Annotated in this window: 30 protein-coding genes; all 30 read right to left on the reverse strand. The window is 41.6% G+C overall.

Annotated elements, in window-relative coordinates:
- Positions 1-4: 4 nt before the first annotated feature.
- The 30 genes from cheB to xerC all read right to left on the reverse strand — a co-directional run bounded on the left by cheB (position 5) and on the right by xerC (position 25,670).
- Positions 5-1,075 (reverse strand): protein-glutamate O-methylesterase CheB, encoded by a 1,071-nt coding sequence (cheB, locus tag ACMX2I_RS13015; RefSeq protein ID WP_414957164.1) that lies wholly within the window; start codon positions 1,073-1,075, stop codon positions 5-7.
- A 1-nt stretch (position 1,076) separates the two neighbouring features.
- Positions 1,077-1,973, reverse strand: coding sequence for a flagellum location/number ATPase FlhG (gene flhG, locus ACMX2I_RS13020; protein WP_414957165.1), 897 nt, complete (start codon positions 1,971-1,973; stop codon positions 1,077-1,079).
- Positions 1,964-3,064 carry a flagellar biosynthesis protein FlhF gene (locus ACMX2I_RS13025; RefSeq protein ID WP_414957166.1) on the reverse strand — a complete coding sequence of 367 codons (1,101 nt, stop codon included), beginning with the start codon at positions 3,062-3,064 and terminating at the stop codon, positions 1,964-1,966. Before ACMX2I_RS13025 ends, flhG begins: the two co-directional genes overlap by 10 nt.
- Positions 3,064-5,097 (reverse strand): flagellar biosynthesis protein FlhA, encoded by a 2,034-nt coding sequence (gene flhA / locus ACMX2I_RS13030; protein WP_087991611.1) that lies wholly within the window; start codon positions 5,095-5,097, stop codon positions 3,064-3,066. The genes ACMX2I_RS13025 and flhA overlap by 1 nt, the downstream gene beginning before the upstream one ends.
- A 36-nt stretch (positions 5,098-5,133) precedes the next feature.
- The gene (gene flhB / locus ACMX2I_RS13035) at positions 5,134-6,213 is read right to left on the reverse strand and encodes a flagellar biosynthesis protein FlhB (RefSeq protein ID WP_202327677.1); all 1,080 of its coding nucleotides are present in this window, start codon (positions 6,211-6,213) and stop codon (positions 5,134-5,136) included.
- Positions 6,213-6,992 carry a flagellar biosynthetic protein FliR gene (fliR, locus tag ACMX2I_RS13040; RefSeq protein ID WP_414957167.1) on the reverse strand — a complete coding sequence of 260 codons (780 nt, stop codon included), beginning with the start codon at positions 6,990-6,992 and terminating at the stop codon, positions 6,213-6,215. The genes flhB and fliR overlap by 1 nt, the downstream gene beginning before the upstream one ends.
- Before the next feature lie 7 nt (positions 6,993-6,999).
- Positions 7,000-7,269, reverse strand: coding sequence for a flagellar biosynthesis protein FliQ (fliQ, locus tag ACMX2I_RS13045; RefSeq protein ID WP_003220888.1), 270 nt, complete (start codon positions 7,267-7,269; stop codon positions 7,000-7,002).
- 14 nt (positions 7,270-7,283) lie between these two features.
- Entirely contained in the window at positions 7,284-7,949 is a 666-nt protein-coding gene (gene fliP, locus ACMX2I_RS13050) for a flagellar type III secretion system pore protein FliP (protein WP_087991608.1), read from the reverse strand.
- Complete coding sequence (gene fliZ / locus ACMX2I_RS13055) at positions 7,942-8,601, reverse strand: flagella biosynthesis regulatory protein FliZ (protein WP_087991607.1); 660 nt, start codon at positions 8,599-8,601, stop codon at positions 7,942-7,944. The genes fliP and fliZ overlap by 8 nt, the downstream gene beginning before the upstream one ends.
- A 14-nt stretch (positions 8,602-8,615) precedes the next feature.
- Positions 8,616-8,978, reverse strand: a complete 363-nt coding sequence (gene cheY, locus ACMX2I_RS13060; protein WP_014476812.1) for a chemotaxis protein CheY — start codon at positions 8,976-8,978, stop codon at positions 8,616-8,618.
- Between the two features lie 25 nt (positions 8,979-9,003).
- The gene (fliY, locus tag ACMX2I_RS13065) at positions 9,004-10,188 is read right to left on the reverse strand and encodes a flagellar motor switch phosphatase FliY (protein ID WP_414957168.1); all 1,185 of its coding nucleotides are present in this window, start codon (positions 10,186-10,188) and stop codon (positions 9,004-9,006) included.
- Positions 10,178-11,176: a flagellar motor switch protein FliM gene (gene fliM / locus ACMX2I_RS13070; protein WP_003220879.1), complete on the reverse strand. Its 999-nt coding sequence runs from the start codon at positions 11,174-11,176 to the stop codon at positions 10,178-10,180. Before fliM ends, fliY begins: the two co-directional genes overlap by 11 nt.
- A 33-nt stretch (positions 11,177-11,209) precedes the next feature.
- Entirely contained in the window at positions 11,210-11,632 is a 423-nt protein-coding gene (gene fliL, locus ACMX2I_RS13075; protein ID WP_414957169.1) for a flagellar basal body-associated protein FliL, read from the reverse strand.
- On the reverse strand, positions 11,629-11,844 hold the full coding sequence (swrD, locus tag ACMX2I_RS13080) for a swarming motility protein SwrD (protein ID WP_087991602.1): 216 nt from the start codon (positions 11,842-11,844) through the stop codon (positions 11,629-11,631). Before swrD ends, fliL begins: the two co-directional genes overlap by 4 nt.
- A 38-nt stretch (positions 11,845-11,882) precedes the next feature.
- On the reverse strand, positions 11,883-12,677 hold the full coding sequence (gene flgG, locus ACMX2I_RS13085) for a flagellar basal body rod protein FlgG (protein WP_414957170.1): 795 nt from the start codon (positions 12,675-12,677) through the stop codon (positions 11,883-11,885).
- 21 nt (positions 12,678-12,698) lie between these two features.
- Positions 12,699-13,121: a flagellar hook assembly protein FlgD gene (gene flgD, locus ACMX2I_RS13090; protein ID WP_087991600.1), complete on the reverse strand. Its 423-nt coding sequence runs from the start codon at positions 13,119-13,121 to the stop codon at positions 12,699-12,701.
- The gene (locus ACMX2I_RS13095; protein ID WP_414957171.1) at positions 13,118-14,578 is read right to left on the reverse strand and encodes a flagellar hook-length control protein FliK; all 1,461 of its coding nucleotides are present in this window, start codon (positions 14,576-14,578) and stop codon (positions 13,118-13,120) included. Before ACMX2I_RS13095 ends, flgD begins: the two co-directional genes overlap by 4 nt.
- 12 nt (positions 14,579-14,590) lie before the next feature.
- Positions 14,591-15,205, reverse strand: coding sequence for a MotE family protein (locus ACMX2I_RS13100; RefSeq protein ID WP_414957172.1), 615 nt, complete (start codon positions 15,203-15,205; stop codon positions 14,591-14,593).
- An 11-nt stretch (positions 15,206-15,216) separates the two neighbouring features.
- Positions 15,217-15,660: a flagellar export protein FliJ gene (gene fliJ / locus ACMX2I_RS13105; protein WP_087991596.1), complete on the reverse strand. Its 444-nt coding sequence runs from the start codon at positions 15,658-15,660 to the stop codon at positions 15,217-15,219.
- 2 nt (positions 15,661-15,662) lie between these two features.
- Positions 15,663-16,979, reverse strand: coding sequence for a flagellar protein export ATPase FliI (fliI, locus tag ACMX2I_RS13110; RefSeq protein WP_087991595.1), 1,317 nt, complete (start codon positions 16,977-16,979; stop codon positions 15,663-15,665).
- Positions 16,976-17,728: a flagellar assembly protein FliH gene (fliH, locus tag ACMX2I_RS13115; protein ID WP_367387397.1), complete on the reverse strand. Its 753-nt coding sequence runs from the start codon at positions 17,726-17,728 to the stop codon at positions 16,976-16,978. Before fliH ends, fliI begins: the two co-directional genes overlap by 4 nt.
- Positions 17,721-18,737: a flagellar motor switch protein FliG gene (gene fliG, locus ACMX2I_RS13120; RefSeq protein WP_414957173.1), complete on the reverse strand. Its 1,017-nt coding sequence runs from the start codon at positions 18,735-18,737 to the stop codon at positions 17,721-17,723. Before fliG ends, fliH begins: the two co-directional genes overlap by 8 nt.
- Positions 18,738-18,749: 12 nt before the next feature.
- Positions 18,750-20,357 (reverse strand): flagellar basal-body MS-ring/collar protein FliF, encoded by a 1,608-nt coding sequence (fliF, locus tag ACMX2I_RS13125; protein ID WP_414957174.1) that lies wholly within the window; start codon positions 20,355-20,357, stop codon positions 18,750-18,752.
- Positions 20,358-20,402: 45 nt separating this feature from the next.
- Positions 20,403-20,723, reverse strand: coding sequence for a flagellar hook-basal body complex protein FliE (fliE, locus tag ACMX2I_RS13130; RefSeq protein WP_087991588.1), 321 nt, complete (start codon positions 20,721-20,723; stop codon positions 20,403-20,405).
- Between the two features lie 11 nt (positions 20,724-20,734).
- A complete protein-coding gene (gene flgC / locus ACMX2I_RS13135; protein ID WP_289347220.1) occupies positions 20,735-21,187 on the reverse strand; it encodes a flagellar basal body rod protein FlgC in 453 nt (150 codons plus the stop codon).
- Positions 21,187-21,576 carry a flagellar basal body rod protein FlgB gene (gene flgB, locus ACMX2I_RS13140; RefSeq protein ID WP_087991586.1) on the reverse strand — a complete coding sequence of 130 codons (390 nt, stop codon included), beginning with the start codon at positions 21,574-21,576 and terminating at the stop codon, positions 21,187-21,189. Before flgB ends, flgC begins: the two co-directional genes overlap by 1 nt.
- Positions 21,577-21,958: 382 nt before the next feature.
- Positions 21,959-22,738, reverse strand: coding sequence for a GTP-sensing pleiotropic transcriptional regulator CodY (codY, locus tag ACMX2I_RS13145; protein WP_003238551.1), 780 nt, complete (start codon positions 22,736-22,738; stop codon positions 21,959-21,961).
- 39 nt (positions 22,739-22,777) lie between these two features.
- Positions 22,778-24,181 carry an HslU--HslV peptidase ATPase subunit gene (gene hslU / locus ACMX2I_RS13150; protein ID WP_087992062.1) on the reverse strand — a complete coding sequence of 468 codons (1,404 nt, stop codon included), beginning with the start codon at positions 24,179-24,181 and terminating at the stop codon, positions 22,778-22,780.
- 16 nt (positions 24,182-24,197) lie between these two features.
- Complete coding sequence (clpQ, locus tag ACMX2I_RS13155; protein ID WP_003238555.1) at positions 24,198-24,743, reverse strand: ATP-dependent protease subunit ClpQ; 546 nt, start codon at positions 24,741-24,743, stop codon at positions 24,198-24,200.
- Between the two features lie 12 nt (positions 24,744-24,755).
- Complete coding sequence (gene xerC / locus ACMX2I_RS13160; protein WP_289347213.1) at positions 24,756-25,670, reverse strand: tyrosine recombinase XerC; 915 nt, start codon at positions 25,668-25,670, stop codon at positions 24,756-24,758.
- Positions 25,671-25,698 lie beyond the last annotated feature (28 nt).

Here is a 25,698-nt window from a genome sequence, read left to right on the forward strand (position 1 = left end):
TGAATCACACCCTCTCTTTTTTCACACAGCTTGTGATGGATGCTGCGATATCTTTCACATGTTTAATCTCATGAATGAGGCCCGCTTTAACAGCAGCTTTTGGCATCCCATATACGACACAAGATTCTTCAGACTCCGCAATGGCTTTCACATTGCCGGCCGTAAGCATGTCTTTGAGGCCGGCAGTGCCGTCACTGCCCATCCCAGTCATGATAACCGCTATTTTTTCATAGTCTGCCAGTTTACCGACAGAACGGAATAAATAATCGGCTGATGGTTTATGACGGCTCGGTGTATCGAGATTATCAAGAACGATCTGGAGTCCCCCGCTGTTTTTGATAACAGATATGTTTTTTCCGCCCGGTGCTATGTAAACACAACCGTTAAGAGCTGCTTCACCATCTTTAGCTTCTTTTACTTGAATGTCAGATAAATGATTCAGACGCTCAGCCAAAGAAGCAGTAAAACCTTCAGGCATGTGCTGAACAACAACCACTGGTGCGCTCAAATCCTTAGGAAGCTTCGGTATCACCTTTTGTAACGCCCTCGGACCGCCTGTTGATGTGCCGATACACACAATTTGTCTGCCTGTGCTTGTTTTCAGTTTGCTTAATTCAGGCTTTACAGCACGCACTATAGGCTCAGGCCGCACTGCCTGTGATACTGGATGTTTCCTCTGTCCGGAAAGTCCAGCCGCGACAACACGCTCAACTAATTGTTCTTTAATTTTATACAAATCCAGAGATATAGAACCCGATGGCTTTGTAATAAAGTCAAAGGCACCGATCTCTAAACAATTAATTGTGCACGCTTTTCCTTTCTCAGTCTGGCTTGACACCATGATGACCGGCAAGTTATAAATCTCAATAATTTTGCGCAGTGTGTCTGTCCCATTCATGACCGGCATTTCAACATCAAGAGTAATAACATCCGGCTTTAGCAATTCGATCTTCTTAAGCGCTTCTTCTCCGTTTCTCGCAGTTCCGCATACTTCTATCTGCTTTTCCTCGGTTAGAAAATCACTAATCATTTTTCTCATGAAAGCTGAATCATCAACTACAAGCACACGAATCAAATTAAGCCCTCCTCATTAAAAAAGAAGATAATTTCTCAATAAATGTCTGTTTGTCTTCTTTGTGTCTTGTTTCTTCTCTTTCAAACAAGGCGTCCGCTAAAAGACGGACTGACCGGCTGGCTTTTGCCTGAGGACTTTTTATGAAAAAAGGAACCTGTTCGACAACTGCTTTGCTCACGATCGTATCGTCAGAAATGGAACCAGCAAACTGAACCTGAACATCTAAAAACATATGAATCGTGCGGGAAAGGCGGGTAAAAGCCTCCAGCCCTTCCTTTTGATCACGGCACCGATTGACAGCCACCTTCATTGAAAGCTTATTTTCTGTCAAAACTAAGTGCTTGACAGCGCTGTATGCGTCCATAATGGCCGTCGGTTCGGGAGTTGTTATGATCAAAATATCTTCCGCTGATAAAATAAAAGGCAGCTGATCTTTTGATAAGCCCGCTCCCATGTCAAACAGGACATAATCGAACTGGCTTAACGCATGAGAAAGCTCATTGGCAAAAAACGTCCATTTTCTCTGATCCAGCCGAAACATCACATCAAGACCGGTTCCCCCTGATATATACCGCAAACCCTTTGGCCCAGTGGATAATGACTGCATCAAAGGTTTACGATCGGTTAATATATCGATAATTGTGGCGGACGATGAGTTTCCCATTAATATATCAATGTTCCCCATCCCGATATCAAGATCGATGAGCAGTACCTTCTTACCTTTATCCTGCAGCGCAAGGGCCATGTTTAAGGTAATATTGGATTTCCCGACACCGCCCTTGCCGCTGATGACAGCAAGTGTCTTTGCTTTTTGTGAATAAACCATTGGCAGAACACGCTGACGCTTTTCCATTTTCGCCCGTAAAGTTGCTGCTTGGTCAAATCTGTTCATCTGCACAGCATCCTTACAAAATCAAGAGGTGATACAGTCTGTATATCCTCCGGCACATTCTGGCCGTTTGTGATAAACCCGACACCTATTTTGGATTCTGAAAGTATATTAAATACAGAACCTAAGGAAGCAGTTTCATCTATTTTCGTAAAAATAAACTGATTGACAGGGACAGATGAAAACCGTTTGACAATATGCTTCATATCCTCATATTTTGCAGTCGCGGATAAAACGAGAAATGACTGAATACTGCTCTCAAAAGGGATTGTCTCTTTCAATTCATCAATGTACTGCTGTTCCTTGAAGTTTCTTCCAGCTGTATCGATAAACACATGGTCATACTCAGTGAATAACTCTTTCGCCTTCTCGAATTCTTCTTTTGTGTAACAAACTTCCAGAGGAGCCTGCAGCAGTTCGGCGTATGTTTTCAACTGTTCAACAGCTGCAATCCGATACGTATCTGTTGTAATAAAAGCGATTTTTTTCTGTTTTTCAAGCATAGATATGGCTGCGAGCTTAGCCAGTGTTGTTGTTTTGCCTGCTCCGGTTGAACCAAACAGCACGATATACTTTGAATGAATAGGCTCCTGCCACTTGTCTGCTGAAGGCAGTGTATCACATAGTATATCTTCGAGTTTACCGATCACGTTTTCTTCCGTCAGACCGCCCGTTTCCACAGAGCATCGAAGCATTTTTTTCAGCGCGTTCGTCTTCGTTGACTCTTTAATCCCGCTTTCTTGCAAAAGCTTTTCTGTTTTTCGCAGCGGCTCAGGAAGTACAGATTGATAAACTGAAAAATCACCAGGCTCATGCGGCTGCGGAAATTGAGGGGGATATGTCCTCTCTTCTATTTTCGGACTGCTGACCGGAGTTTTTAAGGTTTGTTCCGGCTCAGCTTCCTTCTGAGGTGTTTTTTTCTTAGGAAAGTCCTGATCCAATACGGCAATTACTTCAACAGCAGGCTTGTTGATGAGTCCAAACCATTTCCGCTTTTTAATCTTTTTCGAATTTAAGATGACGGCATCATTACCTAACTCTTTTCTGATAAGAAGTGCCGCTTCTTGCATTGAAGCAGCAGTAAATTTTTTTATTTTCATTAAATATCCACCACTCCAATGCTTTGTACCTCAACATTCGCCTCAAGTTCGTTATATGAGAGTACCGGAAGATCAGGGAAGTATCGTTCAAGAAGCTGTTTCACATACATTCTGACAGGCGGCGAACAAAGAAGAATCGCAGTTTCCTGACGTAATGAGAGCTGTTCGGCTTCTTTAGCGACAGAGCGCACAATACTTTCTGAAATATCTGGTTCAAGCGACAAATAATTTCCGTGTTCCGTTTGCTGTACACCGTCAGCTATTGCCTTTTCTACACGACCCGAACAAGTAACAACCTTCAACACTTCGTTTTCTTTGGAAAACTGGGCTGTTATTTGTTTAGCCAGTGCCTGTCTTGTATACTCTGTCAAAAGATCAGAATCTGTTGTTAATTTTCCATAATCAGCAAGCGTTTCAAAAATCGTTACTAAGTTTCGGATTGAAACTTTTTCTTTTAAAAGCTTAGCCAGCACCTTCTGAATATCACCGACAGACAACGGATTAGGCGTAACCTCTTCAACAAGCACCGGATACGTTTCTTTCAAGTGATCGATCAGCTGTTTCGTCTCCTGTCTCCCGATCAATTCGTGGGCATACTGCTTAATCTTCTCTGTAATATGGGTTGAAACGACTGAAGCAGGATCAACAACTGTATAACCAAGCATGTCAGCTTCATCTTTTATCGATTCGCCAATCCATTTTGCCGGCAGTCCGAATGACGGTTCCACTGTTTCAATCCCTTCAATGAGATCATCTTCCGGCGTAGGCGACATTGCTAAATAATGATCAAGCAACAGCTCGCCTTTTGCTATTTCGTTCCCTTTAATTTTTAATCGGTATTCATTAGGCTGCAATGCTATATTGTCTCTGATGCGCACCACAGGAATGACAAGGCCGAGTTCCAGGGCCAATTGACGGCGAATCATCACAATTCGGTCTAATAAATCACCGCCTTGATTGGCATCAGCAAGCGGTATCAAACCATATCCAAACTCAAATTCTATCGGATCTATGTGCAGAAGCTGAACAACGCTTTCAGGGCTTTTAAGGTCGTCAACCTCAGCCTCTTCCTCGAGAATCTCATCCACTTCTTCTTTTTCCTTACCTGATTTAGATAGCATATAAGCGCCAAAAGCAAGCAGCCCTGCAAGCGGACCCGTCAGAAAAATGCCAATCGGAGTGAAAATACCAAGAAGCAAAATCGTAGACGCTGCGACGTATAAAAGCTTTGGATAAGCAAACAGCTGACCTGTAATGTCATGCCCTAAGTTTCCTTCAGAGGCAGCTCTTGTCACGACTATACCCGTAGCTGTAGAAATTAACAGGGCAGGAATTTGCGAAACAATCCCATCTCCTACAGTCAGCATCGTAAATTTTGAAGCTGCCTCTTGAATGGACATGTCCTGCTGAAGCATTCCGATAACGATACCGAAAATAATATTGATCATGACAATGATGATTCCGGCAATCGCGTCACCTTTTACAAATTTACTGGCACCGTCCATCGCTCCATAAAAGTCAGCCTCTCTTGCCACTTTTTCGCGGCGGTGCTTCGCTTCCTGTTCGGTAATCATCCCTGCGTTTAAATCAGCATCAATACTCATCTGCTTCCCCGGCATTGCGTCCAGCGTAAATCTTGCTGCAACCTCGGAAACACGTTCAGCACCTTTCGTAATGACGATAAACTGAATAATAATCAGGATGATAAATACAACAAGTCCAACTAATACATTTCCGCCGACAACGAAATTTCCGAACGTCTCGACGACTTTTCCGCCTTCACCATGTGAAAGAATTGAACGGGTCGTTGAGACGTTCAAGCCCAAACGAAATAGGGTTAAAAGCAGCAACAGTGACGGGAATATCGAAAACTGCAGCGCTTCCTGCATATTCATTGTGGTAAGAAGCACGATCAATGCAAGAGAAATATTAATAATGATCAAAATACTTAACAGCCATGGAGGAAATGGAATCACCAGCATCGCCACAATGAGGACAACACTTATTAAAACGGATAAATCTCTTGTTGACATGCTGCTTTTTCTCTCCTTTTAAATCGAAAAATTCAATTATACTTTTTGTTTTGTTTTATATACGTAAGCCAGAATTTCAGCCAAGACTTTAAAAAATTCTTCCGGCACAGCCTGGTCAATTTCTACCTGATCATATAACGCACGGGCAAGCGGTCTGTTTTCGACCATCATGACATCATGCTCTTTCGCAATTTTCCTGATATTTAACGCGAGGTGGTCAACACCTTTTGCAACGATATAAGGAGCGTCCATTTTTTCTTCGTTATATTTCAGGGCAATCGCATAGTGAGTCGGGTTTGTGATAATGACATCTGCTTTTGGAACTTCCTGCATCATCCGCCTCATTGCCATTTCCCGCTGTCTTTGTTTAATTTTAGACTTGATAATCGGGTCTCCTTCAGACTTTTTGTACTCATCTTTTATATCCTGTTTTGACATTTTGATGTTTTTCTCATGGTCAAACTTTTGATATAAATAATCGAGACCAGCAAGAATCAACAAAGCCCCTGCACCGCTCAGCCCCATCCACAGGGTGAGTTTTGAAACAAAAGAAAGTGCCTCTTCGGGTGTCAGAAGCGGGAGCCGGAGAATTTCTCCATAATGCAGCCAAAGCACAGCGAAAGCAGAAAAACCGACTACAGTGATTTTCAGAATGGATTTAAGCAGTTCTACTATTGCCCGCATGCTGTAAATCCGTTTAAAGCCTTTAATCGGATCAAGTTTTTCAAGCTTAGGCTTTATGACCTCTGTAGAAAATAAGAAGCCCACCTGCATATAGTTGCTGACGACCCCTGCGACAAGAGCGACAAGCATAATCGGCGCAAGCACAAAAGCCGTATCCTTTAATAAGCTGATAAACAGCATATGCACATTTGATTCTGAAAGCTTCATTAAGAGCGACTTGGTATAAAATGTTTCTATAAATGACAGCAGTCTGTCCCTCATAAACGGCCCAATCGCAATGAGTGAAAGGAATATCACTAATAAAGAAACGGCAGTATTGACATCAGCACTTTTAGCAACCTGTCCTTTTTTTCGCGTATCCTGCCGTTTTTTTGGAGTGGCTTTTTCTGTTTTCTCTCCCGCAAAAAACTGCAGGTCAACTCTAAGCTTCATTAAGAAACACCGACCAATGCTAAAAGATTCCGCATCGTTTCAATCGTTAAACTGAAGACATTCCGCACAACGACGAAGATAACAGACATACACACAATGAGCATGATGAAACTGACAGCGATCTTTAAGGGCAGACCGACCACAAATACATTTAATTGCGGAACAGTTCGAGCCACAATGCCTAATGCTAAGTCAACCAGAAACAAACTGGCCACAACAGGTGCTGACATTTGAAAAGCAATAATAAACATCGCATTAAAGCTTTTGGCGATAAAATAAGCAAACTTCTCATCGCCGAAATTCGGAAATGCCTGATCAACTGAAATATACTCAAAGCTGTAATAAATACCGTCGAGCAGCAAATGATGGGCGTTGACACTGAGCATAAACAAAAGTGCCATCGTATAGATAAACTGGCCGATCAGCGGACTTTGTGCTCCGGTTTGCGGATCAATAACGTTCGCAATTGAAAAACCCATTTGAAAATCAATAAACGAGCCGGCAATTTGAACTGCGGCGATCATCATATAAGCGATTAATCCCAGACAGAGACCAACCAAAGCTTCTTTAAACGCCAGGAGCATATATTGCCCATCTATCTCCAAAGAGGGAGGTTTATCAATGGTGCTGAAACAAATGACCGCGAGAAAAAAAGCAAATCCAATTCGATGAACAGCTGGTACATTTCGGTGTCCGAATAGCGGAATCGTTACAAAAAAAGCAGAAATTCTAATAAAAACCAATAAAAAAGCAGGAAATAAATCAATAATCGAATTCATCTCTACATTACCCTGCAAAACGATTTAAATTAGAAAACAGCTCTGTTGTAAATGAAAGAATGGTAGACAGCATCCATGGGCCAAAAAAAATCAGGGCCAGAAGAACTGCCACGATTTTCGGAATAAACGCCAAAGTCTGTTCCTGTATTTGAGTTGTCGCCTGAAATATACTGACGATTAAACCGACCAGTAAAGCAATAGCCAATAATGGCCCGCTGATCATCAGCGTTACGTATACGGCTTTTTCCGCCATAGAAATTACAAATTCTGAACTCACGTTTAGCACCTACCCTAAAAGCTCTGAAGCAAAGATTTCACAATTAAATACCAGCCGTCTACTAAAACAAAAAGTAATATTTTAAAGGGCAGAGAAATCATAACTGGAGGGAGCATCATCATTCCCATTGACATTAAGACGCTCGCTACGACCATATCTATAATTAAAAATGGGATAAAAATCATAAAACCTATTTGAAACGCTGTTTTGAGCTCCGATATGGCAAAAGCGGGAACCATTGTTGTTAGCGGGATATCCTTTAATGATTCGGGTTTATCCATTTTCGCGTAATTCATAAACAGCGCCAGATCCTTCTGCCTTGTGTGTTTACTCATAAATTCTTTAATTGGTTCCTCAGCTTTCGTATACGCTTCGTCCAAGCTGATTTTGTTGTCCATCAATGGCGTCAGCGCCTCTTTATTAATCTCTGAAAAAGTAGGAGCCATAATAAAAAACGTTAAAAACAGCGCCAGCCCGATCAGAACCTGGTTTGGCGGCATAGATTGTGTCGCCAGTGAAGTCCTGACAAATGATAGAACAATGACGATGCGAGTAAAACAAGTCATAAGAATCAATATTCCAGGCGCCACTGAAAATACAGTTAACAATAATAGTAATTTAACAGATGAACTTACGTTTTGCGGATCGCTTGAACTGAAAATATTTATAAACTCATTCATGATGACGTGGGCCTTTCTTTTTTCCTTCAGAACGGTTTTGTTTTAACTCTTCAAGCTGCTCTTTTAACGCTTTTGAAAATGAAGGCAGTTTTTGCTGCGATTGATGTTCAGAACCCTTAAGCGGCTTCACAATCTTTTGCCACTCTATTTTGCTTGACATTGCCTCTTCATGCTGGCTGAGAATAACCTCAATCTCTTTTTCATCCTCAATTTCTTTCAACAGCTGGATCGTTTCTCCTACACCAACGACGAGCACATTTTTTCCGACTTTGATCAATTGGATGGATCTGTTTTGTCCGACCGATGTGCCGCCAATATTTTCAACATATTGAAAAGGCTTAAGGAGCCGATTTCTTTTGTTCATGAGCTTAACCAGCCCGTAAATCAGCATGACAACAAATAGTAAAGCGAAAATCATCTTCACGAAATCAAAAGCTGAGACAGAAGGAGCAGCAGCCCCCTCCGTCTCATCAGCAGTTTGTGTTGTTTTTTCTTCCTTTTGCTCTGACTTATCTGCAGTTTTTTCATCTTTCTTTTGAAACCATTCGTTTACAGTTGAATTATCAGAGTCTGCCGCGGCAGCCGCAATCGGATGTACACTGTATAGAACGAAAAAACAAATAAAAGCGATGAAATATTGACTCTTTTTCAACAGCCGTACACCCTTTAACTTAATGTTTTGTTGATTGCTTCAAGCACACGGTCTGCCTGGAAAGGTTTTACGATAAAATCCTTGGCGCCGGCCTGAATGGCATCGATAACCATTGATTGTTGTCCCATAGCAGAACACATAATGATTCTTGCCTGTGCATCAATTTGTTTAATTTCTTTTAATGCTGTAATGCCATCCATTTCCGGCATCGTGATATCCATAGTAACAAGATCAGGAGAATGCTCTTTATATTTTTCTACTGCTTGTGCTCCATTTTCAGCTTCCGCTACTACTTCAAAACCGTTTTTGACCAAAATATCTTTAATCATCATTCGCATAAAAGCTGCGTCATCTACAATTAAAATTCTGTGTGCCATAATCTATTTCTCTCCTTGTGTTTCGTTATTTTAAATTATTAATACGCTCTGCTTGGCTTAAAATGTCAGTGACTCTTACTCCGAAGTTTTCTTCAATGACAACGACTTCGCCTTTGGCAACGATTCGCCGATTCACTAAAATATCTACCGGCTCACCGGCTAACTTATCAAGCTCAATAATACTTCCGGCAGAAAGCTCCAAAATTTCTTTTACGCTTCTCTTCGTTCTGCCAAGCTCAACAGTGATCGAAAGCGGAATATCCAAAAGCATATCCAAGTTGTTTATAGGGGCTTGAGAAGCCTCATTGGGATCAAATGCGGAAAATTCCACTGGCGAAACCTGAACTGGTGCTGCTTTTTTTGGTGTTCCCTGCCTTTTTGGCGGCTGTTGCTGTTGCTGCTGTTGCTGCTGTTGCTGCTGTTGCTGCTGTTGCTGCTGTTGCTGCTGCGGTTCCATACGCGGCTCTGGCGTCACAGGCGCTTTCGGCTGCTCATATGTAACATCAGGCTGCGGCACTGTTTCTTCCTTTGCACTTTCTGTGTTCATCAGATTTGCAATTAAATCTTTTGCAAATGACAGCGGGTACAGCTGCATAATACTGGAATCTATTAAATCTCCCACCTTTAAGTTGAAAGACACTTTCACCAGCATTTCATCATCAGGTATGCGGTCTGTTCCCTTTTCTTCAGTAACATCGAGCAATTCAACCCGAGGCGGTGAAATATCAATTTTTTTGCTGAATACAGTAGACATTGACGTGGCTGCCGATCCCATCATTTGGTTCATCGCTTCTTGAACCGCACTTAAATGAATTTCACCCAGTGAAGGGTCCGCGCCTTTTCCGTCTCCCCCCATCATTAAGTCAGCGATAATCGCCGCGTCATTTTGTTCCACGACCAGCAGGTTGCTGCCGCTAAAGCCCTCCGTATAATTCACTTCAATCGCTACGTACGGTTCAGGAAACGCATCGCTGATTTTACTTTTAGGAATGACAGCTACACTCGGAGTCGTAATATCGACCTTTTGATTTAAAAGCGTTGACAGGGCTGTCGCAGAACTGCCGAATGAAATATTTCCGATTTCACCGATCGCATCACGCTCCATGTCCGATAAGTCATGTACTTCCGGAACCTCTGGCTCATCCGGCGTACCGCCAGTGCCGTTAAGAAGCGCGTCAATCTCATCTTGAGATAATCTATTATTCTCCATCTTGTTCACCTCTTATGTCGTGATCTAAAATTTGCACTGCCTGTTTTCGATTCACCCGGCCGGCTTGTCCTAAAAATTTCGGCTTATCTCCGACCAATACAGTAAGAGGATCCGTGACTGATTTGTCCAAAGTTATGCAGTCTCCGACTTCTAAACTTAAAAACTCTTCTATTGTCAGTTCAGATGTGCCAAGCTCGGCCACGACAGGTATTTGTGCTGTCATGATACGTTTTTCAAGCGACTTTGTTTCCTCAGGCTTCGGCTCATTTCTATCTGATTGCATCCAATAGTGGACCGAAAGCTTCGGTATGAGCGGCTCGAGGACAATATGCGGGATACAAAGATTAATAACACCGCTGATTTCACCGATTTGGGTATTGAGCGAGATGACCACGACCGTTTCATTAGGAGATACCATTTGAACGAATTGCGGATTCACTTCAAACTCAGTCATTTCCGGTTCAATATCAGCAATTGACTGCCAAGCTTCTTTATAATTCCCCAGTGCATTTTCAAATAAATTAGAAATGATTTTTGTTTCAATTTCTGTCAAGCTGTCAACCTTATTATGACTGATTCCAATACCGCCCATTACCCGATCCATCATCGTATAAGCAATTGTCGGATTAACCTCCATCATAATTCTGCCTTCCATCGGATGGACATCAAACAGATTCAGAATCGTCATGTTCGGTATTGACCTGATAAATTCCTCATACGGGACCTGGTCAACTGAGCTGACAGATATGTGAATATAGGTTCTGAGCTGAGCAGAAAAGTGAGTCGTTAGAAGTCTTGCAAAATTGTCATGAATTCTCGTTAAACTGCGGATCTGATCCTTAGAAAACCGCAGCGCACGTTTGAAATCATAAACCTTCACTTTCTTCTCTTTTTCTTCTTTTTTCAGCTCTTCAGCGTCCATTTCACCAGTTGATATTGCAGAAAGCAGTGCATCTATTTCATTTTGGGAGAGAACTTCTCCTGACATTTTCCTCACCTCCGTATTCTGTCAAATGATTGTTTATTGCAGATTAAAGGAGGTAATATACACTTTTTCTACTTTTCCTTCTTGGAGGTAGCTATTTATTTTATCTTTTAGTTCCTTCTTAAAGGCTTCTTTTCCCTTGTCTCCCTCAATCGCATTAGCATTCGTATCGGCCAGCAGTGATATTACAGCATCCTTCACTTGAAAATCACGTTTTTCAAGTTCTTCTTTTGATTTATCAGAGTCGGTCTGAAGTTTAATAGCAAGCCGGATAATGTTATCAGACTTTAAATTTGTTGTGATCTCTTCTACATCAACAGAAGATGCAACGATTTCATCAATGCTTTTTTCCGTTTCACTTTTTTCGGACTCACCGCCTAGAACAAAATAAGCCGCCGCCCCAAGAGCACCTATTACGATAAGAATAATTAGTAAAATGATCATTAAATTTTTCTTCATTCCGGTTCCTCTATTCCTTGATCCATTGAAAATATTTGTATTTTCCGGTAGAAAGTTGCGATCTTTTCCAGAACAGCTTCTTCATCTTCTTTTACTACAAACTTCTTACCATTTGAAAGAGTAATTGTAGTATCCGGAAAGCATTCAATCTGTTCAATAAACAGCGCATTCAGTGTAAAGGGCTGCCCATTCAAACGGGTTACTTTAATCATAAAACAGCGGAGAAGCGATTATCGCCTCCCCTCCCTCCTTAACGTTTAAGGTTAACCAGTTCTTGAAGGATTTCATCTGATGTTGTAATAATTTTTGAGTTTGATTGGAATCCGCGCTGGGCAACAATCATTTCAGTAAATTCGTCAGTTAAATCAACGTTAGACATTTCGAGAAACCCTGATTTAAGGGAACCTGTACCGCCGTCACCAGGCTGGTTGGCTGCACTTGCCGCTCCAGAGTTTAAAGATTCACGGTATAAGTTGTTGCCGATTTTATCTAAACCGTCGCTGTTTGCAAAAGTAACAACCCCGATTTGTCCGCCGTCTTGTGGTTGGCCGCCTGCATCAACGATTGATACGTTACCATCAGAGCCAATACTGAAGCTTTGTGCATCAAGAGGGATCTGAATCGTTCCCCCAGTCATATTTAACACATGGTAGCCATCACCGGTAACAAGTGTTCCAGTATTATCTAAATAGAAGTTTCCTGCACGTGTATAAACTGTTCCATCACCTGAATCAATTTGAAAGTACCCGTCACCGTCAATCGCTAAATCAAGTGTTCTTCCTGTGCTTTGTGTTGCGCTTGTTGAATGAATTGTATCAATTGTGCCAGATGATGAACCTAAACCGATCTGCTTAGAGTTCGTACCTCCAATTGCTCCTCCAGCCGCAGAACCGCCGGCAATCGTTTGGCTTACCATATCTTTAAAGGTAACACGGCTCTTTTTGAATCCTACTGTATTCACGTTGGCAATGTTGTTGCCGATAACGTCAAGCTTTGTTTGAAAATTTTTCATACCGCTGATTCCAGAATAAAGTGAACGTAACATAATGTATTCCCCCAGATTTTTTTATTTAGAAGACTGTGCGACATTCAACACATTAGACGGGCTGACTTCAGTACCATCATTAAGAACGAGATAATATTTTCCTTTTGACTGTTTTACTGAGTTTACTGTGCCTGTTTTTTCTGTTGCACCTCCGTCAGCAGTCCAAGAAACTTCTTTGCCCATCCAATCAAGGTACGTTGTAAACGGATCTTGTTTTTCGACGAATTGAGCCATTGTGGTATTTAAATTCACCATTTGCTCCAAGCTTGAAAAAGTCGCCATCTGGCTGATAAATTCTTTGTCATCAACCGGGTTGAGCGGATCTTGGTTTTGGACTTGGGCCATTAATATTTTTAAGAACTCATCTTTCCCCAAGCTGCTATTGTTAGTTGACACGGTGCTTGTTTTTTCAGGCAGTTTATATTCTGAACTGATAGATGTCATTCTTCTTCCTCCATTTCAACCATCGACAGTTCATCGAGCAGATCGCCGAAATCATTTGATTCCTTTTTCTGTCTTTGCTGTTTCTGCCCCTCTTGCTGCTGTCTCTGTTCATCAGCAAGCTGGCCGTATATCGGCTGATCCCCGCTTTGAACCGGGAGAGTAAAACGGTCAATTTGGACAGCCATATTCGGCAGTGATTGCTTCAGCTGAGGAAGATGCTGTTCTAGCAGTTCTTTTGCTGATTGACTCGATGCAATAATTTTACTCTGAAACATCCCATTTTCATTTGTCAGCTTGATTGTGACAAATCCTAAATGTTCAGGATTCAGCCGAATGGTGAAACTTCCCGTTGATCTGCCGAATGGCGTATATTTCATCTGCTTCCATGCATTGATAACTTGATCAGCCGCCGTTTTTGTCTCGGCAGTCGGTAAATCAGATGAGAGCTGCTGCAGATCGAGTGGTTGAACTGCCCCAGTGTTCCTGTACCCTGAAAAAAGCATTTGGAGTCCTGATTTACTATCTACGGGCTGAATACTTCCAGAAGCATCCGACGCGCTTTTGCTGAATGAATTCTGTGAGAGCGGTGTGAGGACACGCTTTCCAAAGTCTTGCGATGATTCGGATGATTTCGATAACAAGAAAGCTTTCAGCTGGCTTTCAGCTAAATTCCATTCTTTAGTCCCTTTTTGAGGAAGCATAGACATTTGCTCCATTAAACTTTGAAAACTTTTCAGCTCTGACGCTGTCATCGAATAAAGTTTTGAACCCGACTCATCTTTAGTGAATATTTGCTGTTTAAGATCCTGAATGAGCTGTTGAGATACGCCCTTTTTTTCTAACGCAGAAAGAAATTGTTCTCCATTCTGGTAAATGACATGAGCGTCATTTCCATTCCCGCGTTCAGTCAGCTTATTCCCGTCTAGCAGTTGGCTAATGAACATCTGAATAAGGGCAAGTTCTTTATCATCCTCAGATACTTCATTATCCTGATTCGATTGCTCTGTATCAACATTCAGTTCTCCATTACTGTCAGCAGCAGGATCATTGTCAGTCAGAGCCGTTTTACCTTCTGAGGTCATTTTGCCTGATTCTGCGAGCAATTGATCCGTTCCGCCGGACATTTTTGATTCAACCGCTTGCAACAGATTCTGCAACAATTGCTGAGCCGTTTCATCCAGCTGTTTCCCTGTTAGTTTGCTTAATGTTTGCAGAAGTTCCGCTTTATGTTTGTCTTGATCTTCAGGACTTGCTTTTAGCCAATCACTGATCTTTTTAAGGGCATCTGCTAGCTGGTCTCCGGAATTAGGAGCATCCTTCCCTTGTTCTGAGATTTCATTCAAGCCCGCCTCAGACATAAGCCAGTTTTGAAAAACTCCCTGGCTACTTTTCACGGTTTTAGCCGCAGTACCCGCTGTAGTTTGCAGCAAAGGTCCCGCCAATTCAAGCAGCTTCACCTTTAATTCCCCCTATTCTTGACTGGCAGCAATTTTTTCTGTATAGGTTGCCGCTTGCTCAGGAGTCATTTTCGCCAATATGTCGGCAAGCTGCTTTTTGCTTAGGCCATTCAATATTTTCAGCGCTTCCTGCTCATTTAATTGGGCAATAATTTTAGCAGCCTTTCCGCTGTCCATGCTCTTATATACACTGATCACTTTGTCATCCTCAGAAGAAGAATTCGAACCTGATGTTTCTTTAGTATGATCTTCTGATGACTTCTTTTGATCCTCCGCCGTCTTTTCAAGAGAACGAATCTTTTGGTTGAGCCTGTCGATTTCAGATTTACTCGTTTCTAAATCTTTATTCAATATACTGATTTCACTTTTTTGATCCTTAATGGTCTTTTCCAGATCTGCCGTATTACCGCTATCCTTACTTGATGCTGTGTCTTTTTTATTTTCGGTTTCAGGAACCCATTCTTTAAGAATCGGCGTTTTTGCCGCAGCCTCCTGTATCGGCTTTAGGACATTGACACCAGCCGCCCAAAGAACAATCCCCCCTGCGATTAGAAGAAACATCAGCGGAAGGATAATGATAAGCAAAACCGAACGGAACTTACCTGATTCTTTCTTTTTGCCTGACATTACATTCGCCCCTAATGGCCTTGAATCATAAACTGCTTGATTGAAATGTCGTCCATTTCTTTCATCTCTGCAGCTTTGTCTTCAAGAGCAAACATTTTAAACTGTTTTTCACGCATTTTTTCAAACTTTTTTACTTCAATATTTTTCTCTGTCAAAATTTCTTGTTTTTGATTCATTTGATTTCGTTTCATAATCACAAGCTTTTGATAATGATAAATTGTGTTGTCAAGATTTGACACAAATTGCTGGTAATGCCTCATTTCTTGTACACTCATACCGCTTTTCAATTTCTCTTCCTTATTTTGTTCAAGCAATTCCTTTTTGCTCATATTCTCATATAATTTTTCAGCAACATTTTCAAATTCAGAAACTGATTGCTGATACTCAGATAAGGATTGATCTTTCTCATTTTCTTTTAGTTCCAGCAGCTTTTGGAATCTAAATTGATAGGCCACGTTTATTCCTCATTTCCTGTCAAACTAGTTAATGCAGCAATGCTCTCTTCCAATAATGCCGATTCGTCTGTTCCCTGTTTTAAAAATTGAATAAGCTGCGGATAAAATTGTATTGCTTCATCGATTTCTCTAGATGATCCTCTTTTGTAAGCTCCGATATTAATGAGATCTTCCGAATTTTGATAAGTCGATAAAAGCTCACGGAATTTATTAGCTGCACTCAGGTGTTGCCTAGTCGATATGTTAGACATCACCCTGCTGATGCTTTTTAGTACATTAACTGCAGGAAACTGGCCTTTATTGGCAAGCGCCCTGTCCAACACAATATGTCCGTCTAAAATCCCGCGAACAGTGTCAGCAATCGGCTCATTCATGTCATCACCATCTACCAATACTGTGTAAAACGCCGTAATGGTTCCGTGCTCATTTGCACCGGTTCGTTCTAATAAACGTGGTAAAATAGCGAACACGGAAGGTGTATAACCCTTTGTTGTCGGCGGCTCGCCGGCAGCCAGTCCAATCTCACGCTGGGCCATTGCCACCCTTGTGACTGAATCCATCATAAACATGACATTTTGGCCTTTATCACGGAAATACTCGGCAATTGCCGTTGCTGTATATGCCGCTTTTAATCTCATTAATGCCGGCTGATCTGAGGTGGCAACGACTACAATCGATCGTTTCAGCCCCTCTTTCCCAAGATCTTTTTCAATAAATTCCCGAACCTCTCGCCCGCGTTCTCCGACAAGTGCAATGACATTTAAGTCAGCCTCTGTCTGCTTGGCGATCATCCCCATTAATGTGCTTTTTCCGACACCGCTTCCTGCAAAAATACCAATTCGCTGGCCTTTACCGACTGTCAGCAAGCTGTCAATCGACCTGACTCCGACACCCATCTTTTCTCGAATAGGCGGCCGTTTCATCGGATTGGGCGGTGATTGCTCTGTCGATACAGGCGAAAGCCCTTTCGGCAGAAGTTTTCCATCAAGCGGCTCGCCAAAAGCATCGATGACTTGTCCGATCAGTCCGGCTCCGACTTTAACCCGAAGAGATTCACCAGTGGCTTCTACAATACTGCCGGGCGCAATGCTTGCAGCCTCTAAATAAGGCATAAGCAAAATATTCTCTTCCTGGAAGCCGACAACCTCAGCTTTAATGACTGTACCTGATTGCCCTTTTGCGTAAATCAGGCACACGTCTCCAATTGAGCTTGCAGGCCCTTTTGATTCAATCATCAGGCCGATCACCCGTTTGACTTTTCCATACCGTTTATACGAGTCCGTCATTTCAATACAATCTATCAGACTCTGTGTCTTCATTCAGCTGCACCCGCTTCCAGCGCTGTCAGAAGTTTATCTTTCAATTGCATCAATTGAGTGTCAACGCTCGCATCTACTCTGCCAAAAGGAGTTTCTATATAACATGATCCTTTTTGAGCTTTTTCATCAGCATATATGCCAAGCCGGCATTCTTTATAAAGAAGCTGCATGATTTCATCTTTTTGCTGAAAAACAGTCTCATAGTAATACGGATCCACATATATTGATATATCGTCATATTCCCTTACTTCGTTTACGACCTGTTTCACAAGCAGGAGAAATGCCTCTTTATCATCAGATTTTTGCCGCCACACTTTTCCAGCTAGTGCAACGGCAAGCTCGACGATTTCTTCTGAAGCGTCTTCAATCTTATCCTCAACAGCTTTTCTGGACATTTCAGTTATGCTGTTCGCTTGGCCGATCAGCTCGGCATACTGTTCAAGCGCTTCAGTTCTGCCCAATGCCATACCTTGTTCAAAGCCCTCGGCTTTTGCTTCCTCGATCAGTTTCTGTTTTTCAGCCGCCCAATCATTTTTTTCCTGTTCAATTTGACGGCGAATATTTTCTATATGGCTGTTGGCCTGCTCAGAAATCCGGTCAGCTTCCTCTTTCACCCGCGCCATAAGCGCTTCTGGGTTCTCTTCAGCCTGCAAAAGGTGAGAATGATCAATGTGCACCTCTTGTATAGAGAGTTTTCTTTTATCCTTTTGTGGAGAAAAAGATGATTCTTGTTTAATGATATTAGACAATAATATCGTCCCCTCCGCCTCTTGCTATCACAATTTCACCGGCTTCTTCAAGCTTTCTGACGATGCTTACAATTCTAGACTGAGCTTCTTCTACATCTTTCAAACGTACAGGTCCCATAAATTCCATTTCTTCTTTGAAGGTTTCAACCATACGCTGTGACATATTGTTGAATACAATTTCTTTGACTTCTTCGCTTGCAACCTTTAATGAAAGGAGCAGATCGTCGTTTTCAACATCGCGGATGACCCTCTGAATTGCACGGTTATCAAGTGTAACAATATCTTCGAAGACAAACATCCGCTTTTTAATTTCTTCAGCAAGATCGGGATCCTGAATTTCCAATGAATCCAAGATCGTCTTCTCTGTTCCTCTGTCTACCCCATTTAACACTTCCACAACGGCTTCAATTCCGCCTGTTTGTGTATAATCCTGAGTAAATGCAGAAGATAATTTTTGTTCCAGAATCCGTTCTACCTCATTAATAATTTCAGGTGACGTTCTGTCCATAACTGCGATTCTTCTGGCGACCTCAGCCTGTACTTCGGGATTCAGCTCGGATAAAATTTGCCCGGATTGAACAGGGTCTAAATAAGACAAAATTAAAGCCATCGTCTGAGGATGCTCTTGCTGTATAAAATTTAAAATTTGTTCAGGCTCCGCTTTTCTGGCAAAATCAAATGGTTTAACCTGCAAAGAAGAAGTCAGCCTGTTTAGAATGTTTTCCGCCTTATTCTCTCCAAGCGCCTTCTCAAGAACTTGTCTCGCATAGCTTAGGCCGCCTTGAGAAATATAATCTTGCGCAATGGCTATATTATGAAATTCTTCTATAATTTCATCCTTTTTTTGATGATCGACACTTCGAACCCCTGATATCTCCATGGTAAGCCTTTCAATTTCTTCATCGGTTAAGTGCTTATATACAGAAGCTGACACATCTAACCCCAAGGAAATCATGAGAATGGCTGCTTTTTGTTTTCCTGTAAGCTTATCTTGATCACGTCTCGCCATTTCTAATTCCTCCTAATCCTCGGCCAGCCAGCTTCTCAGCAGTTTTGCAAAATCTTCTGGCTTGTCTTTCGCCATCTTTTCAAGCTGTTTTCGTCTGACTGTTTCCGCTGTTTCATTTTCCTCTTCGTTGATATCAGGCAGATTGATCGGTTCTTGAGGAACCTCATACTCATATTCCTCAAATTCATCCTCTTGCGTCCGTTTCTTTCTAACCAGCATAATAATGAGAATGATGATGGCAGCAATCAAAATACCTCCTGCAATATAAACCCAAATCGGCACCCCTAAGGCTTCTTCTGTATCAGCGTCCATATTTACTTTGCCATCAAAAGGCTGGACGGATAAGACAATTTTATTATTGATGTCCTCGTCGGTAAGCTCCTGGTCTTGTGCATCCTTATCAATAGAAGTTCTGACTACAGTTGAAAGTATTTTTTGAATATCTTCTTGTCTTTCAGCTGAAAGCGACTCGATATTTTTTGCGTCCGGCGGCTCCACCATCACTTGGATTCCCAAATCTCTGACTTTATAAGGGCTCTCTGCGATTTCTTTATGGATCCGGTTAACCTCATAGTTGATTTTTTCGCTGCTTTTTTCATAACCTCCGCCTTCGGTATTTTCCCCGTCAGCTTCGTAATTTGTTACATCATCGTCGCCTGTTCCGGCGATTCCGCCATTGGCTGCACCGTCACCCTCATATGTTTCAGCTACCTTTTCCGCGCTGACCGCAATGCCTGCCATGTTTTCTTTATCTACAGGTTCGACAATGTCTTCTGTGCGATTTTCTTTTGTGAAATCAATGTCTGCTGTAACGGAAACAACGACTTTATCTTGTCCCATCATCGTACCGAGCAGTGACTGAACATGCTTTTGAATGTCTTTTTCGACTTGAGATTTAATTCCCTGCTGTGAAGAATAACTATCCGCGTAGGACCCTGCATCGCTGTTTGATTTGTCGTAGTATGTAGAATTTTGGTCCATGATGACAATGTTATCTTCTTTTAGGTTCGGCACACTTTTCGATACCAGATGATACAGTCCGTTGACCTGGCTTTGATCAAGTGTATAGCCCGGTTGTACCTGCAGGACGATTGATGCGGATGCTGCAGATTGCTCCTCACCGACAAACACAGCGTCTTTCGGGAGGTTAATCATTACTTTGGAATTTTTAATACCGTCCATTTCATTAATCAAATTTGACAGTTCTGTCTGTGTTGCTTTCACTTTGACCATATCAAACTCATTGTCTGTCAAACCAAAGCCGGCATTCTGCCCAAAAAATGAATAATCAATTGATCCGGTTTTAGGAAGTCCTTCTGCAGCCAGCTGCACTTTCAAAGAATCAACCTGATCCTCCGGAACACTTATCACTGTTCCGCCGTTTGAAAGTTCGTTTGGCACTTTTTTCGCATCAAGTTCTTCTTTGATGTGCCCTGCTTCTTCAGCAGATAGATCTTTGTACAGCGGCGCCATTTTTGAACTGGAAGCAAAAACACTGATAATAATTCCAATAATAATAATTGCCGCTAAAGCACTAATCATTAAAATTTTTTGTAATTTAGATCTGTTTTTCCAAAACTCACTCGTTTTGTTTTTCATTTGCATTAGAGTACGATTCATGTTAACCCCCGGTCATTCCACTCTTTCTCTTAATCGTAAGACCCTCTACATTTGCATTCTCATGATCTCCTGATAGGCTTCCACAGCTTTATTGCGGAACTCTGTTGCAGCAGTTAGAGAGACGCTTGCTTTTTGAGCGGCGATCATGACCTCATCAAGATTTACATCTTTTCCTGCAGCCAAGGCATTAGTCATGTTGTCAGAAGCTACTTGGGACTCATTTAACGAACTAATAGAGTTTTTTAAAAGCTCCGAAAAGCTTGTTTGATTTGAAGAATCTGTTTTTTGGCTATTGTTTACTTGATTTGTTGCATTTTGAGTGTTTTGAGTATTTTGAACCTGAAAAGGAGAAATTGCATTAATCACATTCGTTCACCTTACCTTCCGATTTCTAACGCCTTCATCAGCATTCCCTTTGTGGCATTCATTGCTGTGACATTCGCCTCGTATGATCTTGTGCTGCTGACAAGGTCAACCATTTCTTTCAACGGGTCAACATTAGGCTTTTGTACATATCCTTCAGCGTTTGCATCTGGGTTTGCCGGATCATAGACAAGATTAAAATCTGAATCATCTTCCGCGATTTTAGAAACCTTTACACCGTTTCCAGCATTGCCGCTTCCGCTCATTTTAGAATTGAGAATTGAAGAGAACGATTCACCTTTTGACTGAAGAGAAACCATTTTTCTTCTGTAAGGCACCCACTCTCCGTCCACCTGCTTAGCTCTAGTCGTATCCATATTAGCCAAGTTAGACGATACAACGTCCATTCTGACACGCTGAGCTGTTAAAGCTGATGCTGAAACATTTAAGCTATGAAAAGCTGTCATTATTTCCCTCCTGTTAATACGGTTTTCAGCGAATTAAATTTACCGTTCATTCTCTCAACTAAAGCTTGATAGTTGATTTGATTTTGCGCCAATTCTGTCATCTCTTTGTCGACGTCAACATTGTTTCCGTTTTGCTGATACGATGTATTCGCACTCGTTACAATTGAATAATTCGAATCAGTATCAGAAAAATCAACATGACGATAGTCAGTTTTTGTCGCTTCGAGACGCGAGGATTCTTGATTTAATAAATTTTGGAAAGAGACTTTTTTCGCCTTATAGTTCGGTGTATCTATATTGGCGATATTATTAGTTATGACTTTTTGCTTAATATTCGCTCTGCCCAAGGCATTTTCAAGATTTTGTATCGTTCCAGAAAATAAGCTCAAATCCACTTACCTCCATTTCAGTTTTTTTCACCCTCAATATCCTTGTCGAGAATTGTAAAACTATATGCTTATTGTAAGAAATAACAGGCATAAAGTCTATGAAGTTCGTGTAAAAAAATGTCCTCACAATTATCTATTTTACAACTAGGTATATAGTCCTAGATTATTTGAACTATGTTTTCCACCTTGATATAAGCCTGAAAATAGCGGAATTTCTGTTTTTTCGACATTTTTTTCGGTATTTTTAAGTCTTTTTAATGAAAAATATAAGATTTATTAAAAATATTACAAAGAAAGACTTTCAACCCAGGAAATAAAGCTTATCAATTTCCTTTATTTGAGCATAAAAAAGAACCCCTTAAAAATGGGGTTCTTTCGGTGATTAATGAGATTTGAGATTTTCTAATTCAATTAGGAATTTGTTGTTAAGCACTTTGATATAAGTACCTTTCATTCCTAATGATCTTGACTCGATGACACCAGCGCTTTCCAGCTTTCTGAGTGCGTTCACAATAACAGATCGGGTAATGCCGACGCGGTCTGCGATTTTACTTGCAACGAGAAGGCCTTCGTTTCCGTCAAGCTCTTCAAAAATGTGCTCAATTGCTTCAAGCTCACTGTAAGAAAGCGAGCTGATAGCCATTTGTACGACAGCTTTACTTCTTGCTTCCTCTTCGATTTCTTCTGCTTTTTCTCGCAAGATTTCCATTCCGACAACTGTAGCACCGTATTCAGCGAGAATTAAATCATCGTCATGAAATTGATCCTGTAAACGTGAAAGAATGAGTGTCCCTAATCTTTCTCCGCCTCCGATGATTGGTACAATTGTTGTTAACCCAGCTTGGAACAGGTCTCTGTTCTCAACAGGAAAAGCAGTATATTCACTGTTAATATCCAAGTTAGAAGATGTTTCAGGAACGTTAAACAGATTTTTCGTATATTCTTCAGGGAATTGACGATCCTCAAGCATTTTTTTCATGCGGTCATTTTCAATTTGCTGGTTAATAGAATATCCAAGGAGTTTGCCTCTGCGGCTTACAACGAAAATATTGGAATCAATTACGTCCCGCAGCGTCTCCGCCATTTCCTTGAAGTTCACCGGTTTCCCTGCCGCAGCTTGCAGCATGGAGTTAATAATTCTTGTTTTTTGTAATAAAGCCATGATAAATAATCCTCCTAAATATTCCTCATATTAAATTTTTCACAATATAAATTGACTTAAATCTTTATTTTTGGCTATCGTTCCTAGCTTTTCTTCGACATACTGTGGTGTAATCGTTATTTTCTCCATTGTGACATCAGGAGCTTCAAACGATAGATCTTCTAATAGACGTTCAAGTATTGTATGAAGGCGTCTCGCACCGATATTATCTGTGTCCTGGTTCACATGATAAGCAACTTCTGCAATCTTACGAATAGCTTCGTCAGAAAATTCAAGAGATATACCTTCCGTCTGCAATAATGCCTGATATTGTTTCAGCAGCGCATTATCCGGCTCAACCAAAATTCTCACGAAGTCGTCTACCGTGAGTTTGCTCAGTTCTACACGAATCGGGAAACGCCCCTGCAGTTCAGGAATCAAATCAGATGGTTTGGCCATATGAAACGCTCCTGCCGCAATAAATAACACATGGTCTGTTTTTACCGAACCATATTTAGTGACAACGGTTGAACCCTCAACGATTGGGAGGATATCCCGCTGAACGCCTTCTCTTGATACATCGGCAGAGGATGACGCGCCGCCGTTTTTTGCAATTTTATCAATCTCGTCGATAAAGATAATTCCGTTCTCTTCTGCTCTCTGAACAGCTTCCTGGCCGACTTCATCCATATCGATGAGTTTACTTGCTTCTTCATTCGTCAGAACTTTTCTGGCTTCTCTGACTGTCATTTTACGCCGTTTCTTTTTCTTTGGCATTAATCCACTCAGTGCGTCCTGCATATTCATGCCCATCTGCTCCATACCAGAGCCCTGCAGCATGTCGAACATAGAAGGCTGCTGCTCTTCGACTTCTACTGTTACATAGTGGTCTTCGAGCTCTCCTAAAGCCAGCTGATGCTCCATTCGTTTCCTTTTTTCTTCAATGTTTGCTTCTTCCTGGCTCTCCGCCTCATCTTCGCCACTCGGCTGGCTGCCGCCAAACAACATTTCAAAAGGATTTTTAACGCCTGATTGTTTTTTCTTCCCAGGAACTAACAGATGAACAATACGTTTATTTGCATTTTCTTCAGCCTGCTCTTTTACTTCATTGATTTTCTCTTCTTTTATAAGCCGAACAGAAGTCTCCACAAGGTCTCTAACCATTGATTCAACATCTCTGCCTACGTAGCCGACTTCAGTAAATTTTGTTGCTTCAATTTTGATAAATGGCGCACCTGAGAGCTTGGCGATTCGTCTGGCAATTTCAGTTTTCCCAACGCCGGTAGGCCCCATCATTAAAATGTTTTTCGGAACGACCTCATCCTTCAGTTTTTCATCTAGAAGACTTCTTCTATAGCGGTTTCTTAATGCCACGGCGACAGCTTTTTTCGCGTTTTGCTGACCGACAATATATTGGTCTAACCGATCTACAATCTGTCTTGGTGTTAATGGTTTTTTTTCCATGCGCCTCAAGTCCTTTCTATTCAAGTTCTTCCAGTATGATTTGATCGTTCGTGTAAACACAAATTTCGCCCGCTGTTTCTAACGCGGCTCTAGCAATCTCACTTGCAGACATGCTTTCACCGGCATGTTTTTTCAAAGCTCTTCCGGCCGCCAAAGCGTAATTGCCTCCTGATCCAATCGCGAGAATGCCGTCATCTGGTTCGATTACCTCGCCTGTTCCCGATACGAGAAGCAAAGTATCCTGATTCATAACGATTAACATGGCTTCAAGCTTTCTAAGCACTTTATCGCTGCGCCATTCTTTAGCAAGCTCAACAGCGGCTCGTTTTAGGTTGCCGTTGTACTCTTCAAGCTTAGCTTCAAACTTTTCGAATAAAGTAAAAGCGTCTGCAACAGATCCCGCAAACCCAGCAAGAACCTTACCATTAAACAGTTTTCTCACTTTTCGTGCAGTGTGTTTCATGACAACAGCCTGACCAAATGTCACTTGGCCGTCTCCGGACATAGCACTTCGTCCCTTATGCTGCACGGCAAATATTGTGGTCGCATGAAAAGATGACATAAAGGGCCTCCTTTAATTTTTCTTAAAAGCTCTTGGATGGTGAGACATATATGTGTTTCTCAACATTTCCTTCGAAACGTGCGTATATATCTGTGTCGAAGACAGATTGGAATGTCCGAGCAATTCTTGAACACTTCTCAAATCTGCTCCTTCGTTTAACAGATGAGTGGCGAACGTATGTCGAAGCATATGCGGATGGATATGTAAAGTGCCGGACGCTTTTTGAACAAGCCCGCTTAAAATATGTCTGATGCCTCGGGCTGTAAGCGGTCCGCCTCTTTGATTCACGAATAATAGATCATGAGGTTCTTTTGCTTTCATCAGCAAGCACTGTCTTCCGCTATTCATATATACCTTCAACGCTTCGCGGGCGTAAGATCCAAAGGGGATATAGCGCTGCTTCTTGCCTTTGCCGTGAACAAGGACAGTGTCCATAAATAAATCAACATCGTTAACAGTTATGGAACAGCATTCACTGACCCTCATTCCGGTGGCATAGAGAAGCTCTAACAGCGCTTGATCCCTCATTCCGGCCGGCTGGCTTATATCTGAAACTTCAAACAGCTCCTCAAGCTCTTTTTGATATAGAAACTTCGGTATCCGTTTTTCTTGTTTCGGCAGATGAACAAGCTGAAACGGATTTTCTTCAACAAGCTTTTCCCGCATCAGAAACTTATAAAAGCTTCTTAATGCAGATATTTTTTTGCTTATCGTTCTTCTCGATAAACCTTTTTCATAGGCTTCCGTCAAAAAAATCCTAGTATCCTGATATGCAGTTTCTTCAAATCCATTTATACCTTGAACGCGCAGAAAAGTCTCGAATTCTTCAATTGAATCCACATAATTCACAATAGTATATTGTGAATAATTTTTTTCAATTTGTAAATATTCTACGAATAACTTTACGAAATTCTTAACATTATCCATACCTAAACCTCCCCAGAAAGGGCTTTTA

The organism is Bacillus sp. SW14, from assembly GCF_047608225.1.
GTDB classification, from domain to species: domain Bacteria; phylum Bacillota; class Bacilli; order Bacillales; family Bacillaceae; genus Bacillus; species Bacillus subtilis_G.